This is a genomic window from Streptomyces scopuliridis RB72, assembly GCF_000718095.1.
GTDB classification, from domain to species: domain Bacteria; phylum Actinomycetota; class Actinomycetes; order Streptomycetales; family Streptomycetaceae; genus Streptomyces; species Streptomyces scopuliridis.
In genome coordinates this window covers 461194-475579 of the sequence record NZ_JOEI01000005.1, presented here as the reverse complement: position 1 = coordinate 475579, position 14386 = coordinate 461194, and the positions used below count along the sequence as shown (strand labels likewise).

Here is a 14386-nt window from a genome sequence, read left to right as displayed (position 1 = left end):
GTCGCGCCCGTACCAGCCCCGGCCCCGGCCCCGTCGCGCAGCGCCTCGCGCGCGGTGGAGCGGCCAGCGCCGAGGGGCGCGACGTCGACTCGTACGTCATCTTCGTACGTCATCCGGCCGAGCGGACCGCCGGGACACCTCCGTACTCACCACCTCCGTACCCACCACCTCCGTACTCACCACCTCCGTACTCACCACCTCCGTACTCACCACCTCCGTACGCACCGCGTCCGTGCACGCGGTCCTGGCGGCCGTCGGCCGCGTGCCGGGCGTCCGGTGCGGTGAAGGGATGATCGCACCGCACCACTACAGTTTCAGCGCCCCCTCAGCCCAGCACGAGAGGTATCTGTGACTCAGTACGCGTTCCCGGACGGCAACGGCAACGGCGACGGCGACGGAAGCGGCGACAGCGAAAGAGACCACGGGCGTGACTGGTGGCGCGAGTCCGTCGTCTACCAGATCTATGTCCCCAGCTTCGCCGACGCCGACGGTGACGGAATGGGCGACCTCCGCGGGATCACCGACCGCCTCGGCCATGTCGCCGAACTCGGCGCGGACGCCGTCTGGCTCACGCCGTTCTACCGCTCCCCGCTGGCCGACGGCGGCTATGACGTCGCCGACTACCGGGACGTCGACCCGCGCCACGGCACCCTCGACGACTTCCGCGCGCTGCTCGGCCGGGCGCGTGCGCTCGGGCTCCGTACGATCGTCGACATCGTGCCGAACCACTGCTCCGACCAGCACCCCTGGTTCGCCGAGGCGCTGGCGTCCGAGCCCGGCTCGGCCGCCCGCGACCGCTTCGTCTTCCGGGAGGGACGCGGCCCCGACGGCGCCGAGCCGCCCGCGGACTGGCAGTCGAAGTTCGGCGGCCCGGCCTGGACGCGGGTCCCCGACGGTCAGTGGTACATGCATATCTTCGCGTCCGAGCAGCCCGATCTGAACTGGGAGAACCCCGACGTCACGGCGGAGTTCGAGAGCATCCTGCGGTTCTGGCTGGACCTTGGGGTCGACGGCTTCCGTATCGATGTGGCGCACGGCCTGCGCAAGGACCTCACCGCGCCGCTGCGCGACACCCGGGGCGGTGACACCGCGCCCCTCAACTCCCCGCCCAGCGGCGAGAACCACCCCTTCTGGGACCGCGACGAGGTCCATGACATCTACCGCGTCTGGCGGAAGATCACCGACTCGTACGCCCCGCCCCGGATCATGGTCGCCGAGGCGGGTGTGAGCGCCGCCAGGCTGCCGCTCTACACCCGGCCCGACGAGCTGCACCAGGCGTTCAACTTCTTCCATCTGCGGTGCCCGTGGGACGCCGGTTCCTTCCGTGACGTCATCGACACCTCGCTCACCGGCGCGGCCTCGGCCGGGGCCCTGCCGACCTGGGTGCTCTCCAACCACGATGTGGTGCGCCACCGCAGCCGGTACGGACTGCCGGAGGGCACGGACCTCCGCGCCTGGCTGCGGACCGACGGCCGGGACCCGGAGCCCGACGACGCCCTGGGAGGCCGGCGGGCGCGGGCCGCCGCGCTGCTGACCCTCGCGCTGCCCGGTACGACATACCTCTACCAGGGCGAGGAACTGGGCCTCCCCGAGATCGCCGGGCTGCCGGCGGACGCGCTGCGCGACCCGATGTGGGAGCGCACGGGACACCGGGTGAAGGGCCGCGACGGCTGCCGGGTGCCGCTGCCGTGGACCACGGCCGGTTCCTCGTACGGCTTCGGTCCCGGCGGCAGCTGGCTGCCGCAGCCCGACGGCTGGGGCGCGTGGTCGGTGGAGGCCCAGTCCGGCCGGCCGGACTCCTTCCTGGAGCTGTACCGTACGGCGCTGTCCCTGCGCCGGGGCTTCCTCGGCGACGAGAGCTTCGCGTGGCTGCCGTCGGCTCCGGACGAACTGGCCTTCAGGAAGGGCGCGGGCCTGGTCTGCCGGGTCAACCTCTCCGACGCGCCACTGCCGTTGACGCTGCCCGTCGGCGCGAGGCTGCTGCTGGCGAGCGGTGAACTGACGGCCGGTGCCGAGCCGGACTCCACGCTGCTGCCGCCGGACACGGCGGTCTGGCTGGAGATGAGGGAAGTCTGACGGCACCTGACAGGGCCGGGCGGTGAACGCGTACTCTTTGGGTATGCGTACAGTTGCGCAACTAAGCAATGTATGCGGACTGGGGAGAACGACGTGGGCATCATCAGCTGGATCATTCTGGGGCTGCTGGCCGGGGTGATCGCGAAAATCCTGCTGCCCGGACGCGATCCCGGAGGGCTGATCGGCACCACGCTCATCGGCATCGCCGGTGCCTTCGTGGGCGGTTGGCTCTCCGCGAAGATCTTCGACCGCCCGGTGCAGAACGAGTTCTTCGACGCGGCCACCTGGGGCGCGGCGATCGGCGGCTCGCTCGTGCTGCTCATCGCCTACCGGCTGCTCTTCGGCAACTCGCGGGACTGACGCGGCGATAGGACACGTGGGGCGGTGGCCGACGGCCACCGCCCCACGCGCGTCCGCGCCGGCGGACGGCGGGCCGCTACTCGTCGCCGCCCTCGTCCTCCTCGTCCTCGAACGCGTCACCGATCTCGTCGACGACCTCGGCGGCCACCATGCCGCCGACCACACCTACCGCCACGCCCGCCGCGACACCGGCCACCACCGCTCCCGTGCTGGGACCGGACCGATGCCCGCCGGAGTGGTGGTCACCGTGGTGCCCGCCGTGATGTCCGCCGTAGTGCTGCTCGCCGTAGTGCTGCTCACCGTGGTGCCCGCCGTAGTGGCCCGGGTGCGCGCCGCGGCTGTCGACAAGTTGCTTGATCCACCTGTCGACTTCGGCGTTCCAGTCCACATGCTGGACGTTGTGGTGCGAGACCGTGAACCGGTTGACCGTGTCGTGTCCGCCGGAGAAGAGCCCTCCGCGCTTGTCGGCCTCGATGACGACGTCCATCCCGCCCGCGGTGGCGAGGAAGGTGACCTCGATCTCGTTCAGCGCGTGCGCGTAGTGCGCCGGCGGGGTGAGTTCGATCTCCTGGTAGAACGGCAGCCGCTGGTCGGTGCCGTTGATGTGGCCCAGTTCCAGATCGGCCGATTTGAAGCCCCAGCCGAGCTGTCCGAGCGCCTCCAGAACGGCTTCCTGGACCGGCAGCGGAGACACGCTGAGCTGGTCGAGATCGCCCTTGTCCCGTGCTCCGGACACCTCCAGCTCGGTCCGTACCCCGAGCACCACGCCCAGCGGCTGACCGTGGAGCTGGGTCACGGGCGTCTCCCACGGCAGGGTCAGCGTGAACGGAATCGTCTGCTCCGACTCCTCCGCCAGCCGGAACCCGCCGGCGACGGTGACCCGGTCGAAGACGACCGTGCCCTCGCTCTCCTCGTCGTGTCCCTCGGCCTCGACACGGGCGACCAGGTCCAGCGTGATCTGCTCGATCTCCAGGTCCGTACGGCCGCCCCGCAGCCGCACCTGGCCCGACAGCGGGCCGCCCGGCACGGCGGCCACGCCGTCCAGCACGGTGTCGACCGAGGGTCCGCCGACACCGACGGCTCCGAGCAGTTTCTTGAACACCATCGTGGCGTCCACTCCTTCATAGAGGTGTTGAACGCCACCAGAACTACCCCAGAAGGTAAAGCGGTTCCCAAGAGGCGCCCCGGCCGGGCATATTTCCAGCCACCCGGCCGGCCGCTCTCCGCGGAGTGGCCGCGCTCTACGCGGAGTGGCCTTCTACGCGGAGCGGTCGCGGCGCTCCCGGGAGCGGCCGGGCTTCTCGCGCGGTACGAGCGTGGGGTTGACGTTGTCGAGCACGGTGTCGCGGTCGACCACGACCCGGGCCACATCGTCCCGGCTCGGCACCTCGTACATCACATTGAGCAGCACCTCTTCGAGGATCGCGCGGGCCGCGCGGGCGCCGGTGCGGCGCAGCAGCGCCTGCTCGGCGATCGCGCCGATGGCGTCCTCGGTGAACTCCAGCTCCACCCCGTCGATTTCGAAGAGCTTCTGGTACTGCCTGATCAGCGCGTTGCGCGGTTCGGTCAGGATGCGCGTCAACGCCGCCCGGTCCAGCGGCTGGACGGTCGTCACCATCGGGAGGCGGCCGACGATCTCCGGGATCAGCCCGAACTTCAGCAGATCCTCGGGCATCACCTCGGCGTAGACGTCGCGCCGCTCCCGCTCCTCCTTGCCGGCGATCGTCGCGCCGAAGCCGATGCCCCTCGTCGATGTAGATGATCCCGGTCTCGGCCTTCTTGACGTCGTAGTCGGCCGCCTGGATCAGCTTCAGCAGGATGTTCTCGACGTCCTCACCGACATAACCGGCCTCGGTGAGCGCGGTGGCGTCGGCGATCGCGAACGGTACGTCGAGCATCCGGGCGAGCGTCTGGACCAGATAGGTCTTGCCGCAGCCGGTCGGACCGATCAACAGGATGTTGGACTTGCCGAGTTCGACCGGCTCGCCCGCGTCCCCGGCCTCCGCGCGGTCGTCCGTCCGGATGCGCTTGTAGTGGTTGTAGACCGCCACCGAGAGCGCCATCTTGGCGTTCGTCTGCCCGACGACGTACTGGTCGAGAAAGGCATGGATCTCGCGCGGCTTCGGCAGCTCCAGGGGCCCGTCCCCGTGCGTACCGTCGAGCTCCTCCGCGATCAACTCATTGCAGAGTCCGACGCATTCGTCACAGATGCAGACCGGACTCGGACCCGCGATGAGCTTCCTGACCTGCTTCTGGTTCTTCCCGCAGAAAGTGCACCTGAGCAGTTCGCCGCCGTCACCGATGTGTGCCACTGGGAAGCGTCTCCTCAACGGTTGTGCGGCATTCGCATGGTTGGACCATATGACATCACCATCTGAGTGGTCACGGTATCTTGAACCGGCACTGAACAGCAACGCGGGGACGAGTGAGGGCGATGGGCCGGCTCAGCAGGGCGGAGCTGCAGGAGCAGAACCGCGCCAAGGTACTGGCCGCCGCCAGGGACGAGTTCGCCGAGCGCGGGTTCAGGGACGCCAAGGTCGACGGTATCGCCGAGCGCGCCGGACTGACGCGCGGGGCGGTCTACTCCAACTTCCCCGGGAAAAGGGCCCTTTACTTCGCGGTCCTGGCCGGTCTCGCCGAGCGCGAGTCGGTATCCGAGTCCGAGTACGAATCCGCGTCCGTATCCGAGTCCACGTCCGCGTCCGAAGCCGGGCCCGCATCCGAGACCACCCGTGACGCGCTCGGCGCGCTGGCCCGCGCGTGGGTCGCGCGGCTGCCGCTCGCCGACACCGACGAGGAACACGGCCCGGCCCGGCTCGGTATGTATGTGATGCCGGAAGTCCTCGCCGAGGGGCGGATCCGGCGGCCCTTCGCGCAGTTGATGAAGCTGGACGCGATCCTGCTCGGGCTGGCCCTGGAGCGCCTTCGGCCGCCTGGGGAACACGACGGGTCCGGCAGTCAGGTGCGGGTCGCGGAGGCCGCGCTCACCACCCTGCACGGCGCGAGCCGGCTCGCCGCCGTCGCGCCCGGCTTCGTGGAGCCCTTCAACGTCGTCAGCGCCGTCGAGCAGTTGGCCGGCCTCTCGCTCCACGACTGGTGGCCGCCCCCGCATGTGATCACCCAGGCATGGCCGACCGACGAGCCGTGGGACCCGCCGCGGGTGCGGGACGCGGTACGCGGCGAGCCCGCGCTGCTCACGGACGACGGCGTGGTGGCGATCCTCGGACTGCACCGCATCGAGGCCGTGGAGGAGGCGGTACGGGCCGCACCGCCCGGCGCCCGGATCACCGCCGTCCTCGTCACCGGCGACCCCGCGGAACTGGCACCGCTGGCGCGGCTGACCGTCGCCGACCTCTGCAACTGCCTGCGCCGGGCCTTCCCGCCCTCGGCCTGGCCCCGGCTGCAAGTGGTGTTCGACGAGTCGGGCGCCTTCGCGGCGGCGGCCGGTCTGCCCGCCGTCAGCGACGCGACCGAGGCCGCCGTACGGGTCGAGGCGGGCCGTATCGTCGCCCGCGCCGACGGCCGAGGCGCGTGCCACGCGGCGGCGTCCGCGGAGGTGGCGGCCCCGGCCGCGGCGGCGGACGGGCCCGGATAAACAGCTCGCGTCACCTCGTCCGGTACGGCTAGGGTGAGCGCCGTACGGCCGACCGCAGCCGTCGGCCGTCATCCATCGGCTGTCGCGGATCGGACCGGATCGAGGAATCAGGAGGTGAGGACATTGATGACTGTCACCACGCTGGGCACCGCCCAGGAACAGAAGTTCATCAATCCCACCCCTGTGGTCTCCGGCTGACCTTCGTCTCTTCGTCTTCTCGCGCCCACGCGCGCGTGCCGGGGCCACCCTTGTGAAGGGTCCCCCTTGTCTTTCTCTTCTCTGCTCGCTTTCCCCACGTCACACCCGCTCGTCCCGTACGGCTGGGACGAGGGCTGGGAAGCCGAGTTCGCTCCGTATGCCGAGCGCGGGCTTGTGCCCGGCCGGGTGGTACGGGTCGACCGCGGCCAGTGCGATGTCATCACCCCGGCCGGACTGGTGCGGGCCGACACCGAGTTCGTGACCCCGCGTGATCCGCTGCGGGTGATCTGCACCGGCGACTGGGCCGCCGTCGACCCGGGCGGCGATCCCCGGTTCGTACGGGAGTATCTGCCGCGGCGTACCGCGTTCCTACGGTCCACCGCCTCCACCCGCTCCGAGGGGCAGATCCTCGCGGCCAATGTCGATCACGCGGTCATCGCGATCTCCCTCGCCGTCGAACTCGACCTCGGGCGGGTCGAGCGCTTTCTCGCTCTCGGCTGGGAGAGCGGCGCCCTCCCGGTCATCGTGCTCACGAAGGCGGATCTCGTGAGCGACCCCGCCGTGCTCGGTCATCTGGTCGAGGACGTACGGACCACCGCGCCCGGAGTGCAGGTGCTGACCGTCAGTTCGGCCACGGGGGAGGGGATCGATGTGCTCTCCGCCGTGCTGTCGGGCGGCACCAGCGTCCTCCTCGGTATCTCCGGGGCCGGGAAGTCGACCCTCGCCAACGCTCTGCTCGGGGACGAGGTGATGGAGGTGCGGGCCATCCGTGACGTGGACGGGAAGGGGCGGCACACCACCACGACCCGCAATCTCCTCGCCATGCCCGGGGGCGGCGTGCTCATCGACACCCCGGGGCTGCGCGGTGTCGGGCTGTGGGACGCCGAGAGCGGGGTCGGGCAGGTCTTCTCGGAGATCGAGGGGCTCGCCGCGGAGTGCCGGTTCCACGACTGCGCGCATCTGGCGGAGCCGGGATGCGCCGTGCTCGCCGCGGTCGAGGACGGCTCGCTGTCCGTGCGGCGCCTGGAGAGCTACCGCAAGCTGCTGCGCGAGAACCAGCGCATCGTCGCCAAGACCGACGCCCGGCTGCGCGGCGAGATCCGGCGGGACTGGAAGCGCAAGGGCGCGGAGGGCCGCGCGGCCATGGAGGCCAAGCGCGGACGGATCCGGTAGCGGCGGGCCGGGCGTACGGCCGTACGCCCGGAGCCCGTACGCCCGGCAGCCCCTACCTCCCGGGGCCGCCGGGCGTGCGGAACGTGGCGTCCGAAATCCGCCGGTCCGGTGGGGCCGGCCGTCGCACACTGGACACCGTGATGGACGAGGAGACGAGATACGAGGCGGTCGCCAGCCGCGACGCGCGTTTCGACGGCGCGTTCTTCTTCGCCGTCGAGACGACCGGGATCTACTGCCGGCCGAGCTGCCCCGCCGTGACCCCGAAGCGGAAGAACGTACGGTTCTACCCGACCGCGGCCGCCGCCCAGGGCCACGGCTTCCGCGCCTGCCGCCGGTGCAGGCCGGACGCCGTGCCCGGGTCGGCGGAGTGGAACGTACGCGCCGATGTCGTCGGCCGCGCGATGCGGCTGATCGGCGACGGGATCGTGGACCGGGAAGGGGTGCCGGGGCTGGCCGGGCGCCTCGGCTACAGCGCCCGGCAGGTGCAGCGCCAGCTCACCGCCGAGCTGGGCGCCGGGCCCGTCGCCCTCGCCCGTGCCCAGCGGGCGCACACGGCACGGGTGTTGCTCCAGACGACCGGGCTGCCGGTCACGGAGATCGCGTTCGCGGCCGGCTTCGCGAGCGTGCGCCAGTTCAATGAGACGATCCGGCAGATCTACGCCCGTACCCCCAGCGGTCTCCGCGCCGAGTCGGGGACGGGAGCGGGGACCGGAGCGGGCACCCGCACCCTCCCCAAGGCCTCGGCGCCCTCCCCGGACCGGGCGCCGCGCACCGACCTGCCGCGTCTCACCGGCATCCCCCTGCGGCTCGCCTACCGGGGCCCCTACGCGGCCCGTGAGGTCTTCGACCTCCTCGCCCGGGAAGCGCTCCCGCATGTGGAAGAGGTGACCGGCGAACCCGGCGCCCGGACCTACCGCCGTACGCTACGGCTGCCGCACGGCCCCGGCTTCGTCTCCGTGGACGAGACCCGGCCGACCGGAGACATGCGCGACCCACGCGACCCACGCGCCCGGAGCGGCTGGCTGGAGGCGCGGATCCACCTCACCGAGCTGCGCGACCTCACCACCGCCGTACAGCGGCTGCGCCGGCTCTTCGACCTCGACGCCGATCCGTACGCCGTGGACGAGCGCCTCGGCGCCGACCCGCGGCTCGCCCCGCTCGTCGCGGCCCGCCCCGGGCTGCGCTCGCCCGGCGCCGCCGAACCGGAGGAGTACGCCCTGCGCGCGCTCGTCGGCGACGCGGCGGCCGGGCGGCTCGTCGAGCGATACGGCGAGCCGGTGGACCGCCCCTGCGGCCGGCTCGACCGGCTGTTCCCCGAGCCGGCGGCCCTGCGTGACGACCCGATGGCGGGCCCGCTCGCCGCCGCACTCGCCGACGGCACCGTACGGCTCGATCCCGGAGCGGACCGCGACGAGGCCGGACGGGCCCTGCTGACCGTGCCCGGGGTGACCCGCCGTACGGCGGCGCTGATCCGGATGCGGGCGCTGGGCGACCCCGATGTGGCGCCCGAGGGGGCGCGGGACGACGAGGCGTGGCGGCCCTGGCGGTCCTACGCGACGCGGCATCTGCGTCTCGGCGCGGAGGACACCGTTCAGCGCGTGGAGGACACCGATCACCCCGGCCCGGGCTCGGTGTGACGGGTCAGTCCAGACCCCAACTGTGGATCCTGCGGGGGTGAATACGGATCAGCTCCTCGCTGAAGTGCGGACCGAGGTCGTGCGGCCCCGTCAGCAGCTCCGCCTCACCCCGGATGTCCACTCCGCGCACCTTCCACGGATTCGTGCTCACGATGTCGTCCACGACCAGCGCCACCCGCGGATTCGCCTGGAGATTGCGCCACTTCTTGGTGGTCCCCAGCGCCAGACCACCGATCAGGATCGTGCCGTCGTCCTGCGGGAAGAAGCCGACCGGGTTGGCCTGTGGCTGCCCCTTGGAATCCACGGTCGCCATCCGCCCCAGCCGCTGGGACCTCAGATACGCGCGCTCGGCCTCGCTGAATTCGGTCATGGTGCCAGCCTCACACGGATACCTCCCACGGCGCATCAGTCCCGGGACCGCCTCCGGTCCTAGGACCAGCGGCGGTCCCGGGCCTACCCCCGGATCACCGCGCCCAGCCACGCGCGGATCGAATAGCCCGTCGCCCGCCGATCGCCCCGGCACACCGGGGACCGGACGAGTAAGCCCGAGCAGCATCACCAGGCCCACCAGGACGAGCTGCCACACTTCCCTCTGCTTCGCTGTGCGGGATCGCGCTCAGGGCCGCAGGTCGCGTGCCACCCAGCCCTTCTCGTAGGCGTGCCAGCCCAGCTGGAGACGGGTCGTCACCCCGCTCAGCTCCATCAGCCCCTTCACTCTGCGCTGTACGGTGCGCAGCCCCAGGTCCAGCTGTTTGGCCACGCTCGCGTCCGTCATACCGGCGAGCAGCAGGGACAGGATCTCCAGGTCGGTGGTGTCAGGACCGGGAAGGTCCAGCTCCGTGACCGCGCCGTCCGTACCGAGCCTGAGCGGCAACGCCTCGCGCCACACCGCCTCGAAGAGCCCCATCAGCGACTCCAGCAGTCCACTGGCGTGCACGACCAGGGCCGCGGGCCCGACCCCACGGCCCGTCAGCGGCACCATCGCCAGGGCGCGGTCCGCCACCACCAGCTTCGTCGGCACCCGCTCGGTCACCCGGACCTGCTCGTCGCGGCCGAGCGCGGCGGACAGTTCGGTGATGCCGGCGGGCAGCGAGAGCACCTCGCGTTCGAGGACCACCCGGTACGCGACCCCGCGCGAGGCCGCCCGCTCCTCGGCCTCGTTGTCCATCCCGGTCACGGCCACCGGCCGGCCGGTGACCAGGGCGCAGACCTCCTCGGTGGCGCCCAGCTGCAACTGGCGGAAGCGGTGGGCCACCGCGCTCGCGCCCGTCACCACCTCGATCAGATCGTGCACCGCCGGCTCGGTGGCCTCCGCGCGGTACTCCTCCGCGAGCAGTACGGCGGCCAGTTCGGCCTGTTCCAGCTCGTGGCGGTGCTGGGTGAGCAGCGCGCCGAGCGCGACGGCGGGCGGCGCCGCGACCCACCGTCCGGTACGGGACGAGGACTGCGCGGCCAGGCCCTGCCGCTCCAGCCGGCGCAGGGCCCGTTCGGTGTCCGGCTCGGGGAGTGCGAGCCGATGGGCCAGATCCGCCACCTCCGCTGCGCCGATCGCCACCAGCGCGCGGTACGCGGACTCCTGTCTCTCGTCGAGACCTATCGCTCCCAGCATCCCTGCCAACCCCTCCCTGGACGCCCGCGCGGCCTTCCCGGCCACGCTCTTTCCGCCACGGGCCGTGGCGGAAACCGGCCACGGCGTAAACCCGCCGCCCCCATCATCCCTGTACAGGCCGTCTGTCTGCCAAGGTGGCGCCATCACAGCAGCAACAGACCCGGTCATATTCCCCGTGGGTATGCATAAACCGGCTCTGGTCGAATCTGTGAATGTCCGCCGGGCGTCCTTCCCGTGGGGGGTGGGGCCGCCCGGCGGACTCTGCGTTTCTCCCGCTCTTTTCTCCGCCTTCTTTTTCCCGACGCCCCGTTTTCGCGTCCCCGGCGCGGTCGACAATAGGGTCATGAGCCAGCAGGGGGAGAAGTCGGCCGACGGCGACTGGTGGAACCGGCTGTACGACGAGTCCACGCCGGACACCGGCCCCGCACCGGCGGCCGGTGACACGCTCGACGACCGCTTCGACTCGGCGGCCGACGCGGTGGCGGACTCGGCGCCGGGCCCAGTTCCGGATGTGGTGCTCGACGCCGTGGGCACGCAGCCGGAAGCCACGGCTCCGGAGCGACCCCGACCCCAGCCCCCCGTCGCCGGGGAGCCATGGGAGCCATGGGAGCCGGCCGTGCCGTACGAGCCCAGCGACGCACGACCGCTGCCGGGCGCCCCGGCCGAGTCACCCCTGCCCTCGCCTCCGCTGCCACCCCGGCCCCCGGACCCGCGTCGGCCAACTCCCGTACCTCCCACGCCCCGCGAGCCCGCCGCCTCGCCCGCCCGCGTCACCCATGTGGGCGACGGGCCGCCCACGTACGACCCCGAGCCCGCCGCCCTGCCCGCCGCGCACGCCGACCGGCTGGACGAGATCGTCGCCGACACCGTCCTCGACGGCGCGCGCTACGGGACGTACACGCTGCGGGCCATGTCCGTACGGGGCGACTCCGCGCGCTACCGTGGCGAACCCCGCCGCGACGCCCTGCTGACCGCCCGCTTCGGGGACGGCGCCGACGCGCTCGTCCTCGTCGCCGTCGCCAGTGGCGCCCGCGCCGCCGAGGGCTCCCATCGCGCCGCGGCGGACGTGTGCCGGTGGATCGGCGGCGCCGTCGGCCGCAGCCACGGCAGCCTCTCCGCGGACATACGGGCGGGCCGCAGGGGCGACCTCAAGTCCGGGCTGCACCGGCTGACCGACCGGGGGTTCGGCAAGCTCCGCGCCCGCGCCGCCGAACTGGGGCTGCCCCCGGGGCAGTACACCGCCGGCCTGCGCTGTCTGCTGCTCTCCGCCGATCCCGACTGCCGTACGCGCGTGTTCTTCGGGGTCGGCGACGGCGGCCTCTTCCGGCTCAGGGACGGCGCGTGGCAGGACCTGGAGCCGCCCCTCGCCGAGCCCGCCGCCACCACCGGCCCGCCCGTGGCCGGCTTCGGCTCCCCGCCCGCCGAGACGCCCGAGGGCGACCGGCTGACGATGGATCTGGCGATCACGAAACCCCCGTCCCCGTACACCCCGTCCCCGTACGCCACCTCTCCGTACGGCGAAGCGCCGCTTCCGCCGCCGCCCGAGCCGTTCCGGTTCCGCGCCTCGGTCGCCCGGCCCGGCGACACCCTCCTGTTGTGCAGCGCCGGTATGTCCGAGCCGCTGCGCGGCGAGCCCGCGCTCGCCCGCGAACTGGCCGACCGCTGGGGCCCGGCCGCCCCACCGGGTCTGGCCGGGTTCCTCGCGGACGCCGGGCTGAGGGTGAAGGGTTACGCCGACGACCGCACGGCGGTCGGCGTCTGGGAGGCGTAACCGCGTCCGGCATGGGTTGATGGACACCGGACAGGGCTGGACGGGCACGTCCGGACGGAGCAGGCCCCCACCGGTGGGGCCCCGGCGGTCCACCAGAAAGGGTGCGCTTCCATGGCCAAGCAGAGCGTGGCGGAACAGTTCGTCGACCTCCTCGTCAGGGCCGGCGTCCAGCGGCTGTACGGAGTCGTCGGGGACAGCCTCAACCCGGTCGTCGACGCCATCCGCCGTACCCGCGCGATCGACTGGATCCAGGTCAGGCACGAGGAGACCGCCGCCTTCGCGGCCGGCGCCGAGGCCCAGATCACCGGCAAGCTCGCCGCCTGCGCCGGCTCCTGCGGTCCCGGCAATCTGCATCTCATCAACGGTCTTTACGACGCCCACCGCTCCATGGCGCCCGTCCTCGCCCTCGCCTCCCACATCCCGTCCGGCGAGATCGGTCTCGGCTACTTCCAGGAGACCCACCCGGATCTGCTGTTCCGTGAGTGCAGCCACTACAACGAGATGATCTCCAGCCCGAAACAGATGCCGCGCCTCGTCCAGACGGCGATCCAGCACGCCATCGGGCAGAGCGGCGTCAGCGTGGTCACCCTGCCCGGCGACATCGCCTCCGCCCCCGCCCCCGAGAAGGCGGAGGAGCACGCGCTCGTCACCTCCCGGCCGTCCGTGCGCCCCGGCGACGCGGAGATCGACAAGCTCGCCCGCATGATCGACGAGGCGAACCGGATCACCCTCTTCTGCGGCAGCGGCACGGCCGGCGCGCATGCCCAGGTGATGGAGTTCGCCGAGCGCGTCAAGTCGCCTGTCGGGCACGCCCTGCGCGGCAAGGAGTGGATCCAGTACGACAATCCGTACGACGTCGGGATGAGCGGACTGCTCGGCTACGGCGCCGCCTACGAGGCCACCAACCAGTGCGATCTGCTGATCCTGCTCGGCACGGACTTCCCGTACAATGCGTTCCTGCCCGACGATGTCAAGATCGTCCAGGTCGACATCAGGCCGGAACGCCTCGGCCGCCGCTCGAAACTGGACCTCGCCGTCTGGGGCGATGTCCGCGAGACCCTGACCTGTCTGACGCCGCGCGTACGGGCCAAGACGGACCGCTCGTTCCTCGACAAGATGCTGAAGAAGCACGCCGACGCGCTGGAGGGCGTGGTCAAGGCGTACACCCGCAAGGTCGAGAAGCATGTCCCGATCCACCCCGAGTACGTCGCCTCCGTACTGGACGAAGTCGCCGACGACGACGCCGTGTTCACCGTCGACACCGGTATGTGCAATGTCTGGGCGGCCCGTTATCTCACGCCGAACGGACGGCGCCGTGTCATCGGCTCGTTCAGCCACGGCTCGATGGCCAACGCGCTGCCGCAGGCCATCGGAGCGCAGTTCACCGACCGCGACCGCCAGGTCGTCTCGATGTCCGGGGACGGCGGATTCTCCATGCTGATGGGCGACTTCCTCACCCTCGTCCAGTACGACCTGCCGGTGAAGATCGTCCTCTTCAACAACTCCTCGCTGGGCATGGTGGAGCTGGAGATGATGGTGGCCGGGCTGCCTGCGTACGGCACGACCAACCACAACCCGGACTTCGCCGCCATCGCCCGCGCGGCCGGCGCCTACGGGGTACGGGTGGAGAAGCCCCGGCAGCTCGCGGGCGCGCTCAAGGACGCCTTCAAGCACAAGGGCCCGGCGCTGGTCGATGTCGTCACCGACCCGAACGCGCTCTCCATCCCACCGAAGATCAGCGCCGACATGGTGACGGGCTTCGCGCTCTCGGCCAGCAAGATCGTCCTGGACGGGGGAGTGGGCCGCATGGTCCAGATGGCACGCTCCAACTTGAGGAACGTGCCCCGGCCGTGATTCTTGGGGCTTGGTTCGCCTCAGGGGGCGCTCTTGCCGACGTCGACGGTCGACCGTGCTCGATTCGTTCGTTCCTCACGAACCTCCGCGCGCTCTCCCTTTCGACGTCGACG

Annotated in this window: 10 protein-coding genes and 1 pseudogene; 7 read left to right on the top strand and 4 right to left on the bottom strand. The window is 71.6% G+C overall.

The window, feature by feature from the left end:
• Positions 1-348: 348 nt before the first annotated feature.
• Both IF11_RS0107520 and IF11_RS0107515 read left to right on the top strand, forming a co-directional pair.
• Complete coding sequence (locus IF11_RS0107520) at positions 349-2076, top strand: glycoside hydrolase family 13 protein (RefSeq protein ID WP_051745615.1); 1728 nt, start codon at positions 349-351, stop codon at positions 2074-2076.
• 93 nt (positions 2077-2169) lie between these two features.
• Entirely contained in the window at positions 2170-2436 is a 267-nt protein-coding gene (locus tag IF11_RS0107515) for a GlsB/YeaQ/YmgE family stress response membrane protein (protein ID WP_030350666.1), read from the top strand.
• 76 nt (positions 2437-2512) lie between these two features.
• On the opposite strand, the gene IF11_RS0107510 is transcribed toward IF11_RS0107515, so the two are convergent.
• Both IF11_RS0107510 and IF11_RS36455 read right to left on the bottom strand, forming a co-directional pair.
• Complete coding sequence (locus tag IF11_RS0107510; protein ID WP_030350665.1) at positions 2513-3541, bottom strand: sporulation protein; 1029 nt, start codon at positions 3539-3541, stop codon at positions 2513-2515.
• Between the two features lie 153 nt (positions 3542-3694).
• Positions 3695-4748, bottom strand: a pseudogene (locus IF11_RS36455) (ATP-dependent Clp protease ATP-binding subunit ClpX).
• 122 nt (positions 4749-4870) lie between these two features.
• Between IF11_RS36455 and IF11_RS0107500 the strand changes: the two are divergent.
• The 3 genes from IF11_RS0107500 to IF11_RS0107485 all read left to right on the top strand — a co-directional run bounded on the left by IF11_RS0107500 (position 4871) and on the right by IF11_RS0107485 (position 9039).
• The gene (locus tag IF11_RS0107500; RefSeq protein WP_030350664.1) at positions 4871-6031 is read left to right on the top strand and encodes a TetR/AcrR family transcriptional regulator; all 1161 of its coding nucleotides are present in this window, start codon (positions 4871-4873) and stop codon (positions 6029-6031) included.
• Between the two features lie 264 nt (positions 6032-6295).
• Positions 6296-7402 (top strand): ribosome small subunit-dependent GTPase A, encoded by a 1107-nt coding sequence (gene rsgA, locus IF11_RS0107490; protein WP_030350663.1) that lies wholly within the window; start codon positions 6296-6298, stop codon positions 7400-7402.
• Between the two features lie 140 nt (positions 7403-7542).
• Positions 7543-9039: a bifunctional transcriptional activator/DNA repair enzyme AdaA gene (locus IF11_RS0107485; protein ID WP_063759135.1), complete on the top strand. Its 1497-nt coding sequence runs from the start codon at positions 7543-7545 to the stop codon at positions 9037-9039.
• 4 nt (positions 9040-9043) lie between these two features.
• Here IF11_RS0107485 and IF11_RS0107480 read toward each other — a convergent pair whose 3' ends face one another.
• On the bottom strand, positions 9044-9409 hold the full coding sequence (locus IF11_RS0107480; protein WP_030350661.1) for a PPOX class F420-dependent oxidoreductase: 366 nt from the start codon (positions 9407-9409) through the stop codon (positions 9044-9046).
• A gap of 246 nt (positions 9410-9655) precedes the next feature.
• The gene (locus IF11_RS0107475) at positions 9656-10648 is read right to left on the bottom strand and encodes a helix-turn-helix domain-containing protein (protein ID WP_030350660.1); all 993 of its coding nucleotides are present in this window, start codon (positions 10646-10648) and stop codon (positions 9656-9658) included.
• 343 nt (positions 10649-10991) lie between these two features.
• Here IF11_RS0107475 and IF11_RS0107470 point away from each other — a divergent pair, with 343 nt between their 5' ends.
• Positions 10992-12419 carry a protein phosphatase 2C domain-containing protein gene (locus IF11_RS0107470; protein ID WP_030350659.1) on the top strand — a complete coding sequence of 476 codons (1428 nt, stop codon included), beginning with the start codon at positions 10992-10994 and terminating at the stop codon, positions 12417-12419.
• A 111-nt stretch (positions 12420-12530) separates the two neighbouring features.
• Positions 12531-14273, top strand: coding sequence for a pyruvate dehydrogenase (locus tag IF11_RS0107465; RefSeq protein WP_030350658.1), 1743 nt, complete (start codon positions 12531-12533; stop codon positions 14271-14273).
• The last annotated feature ends 113 nt before the right edge of the window (positions 14274-14386 follow it).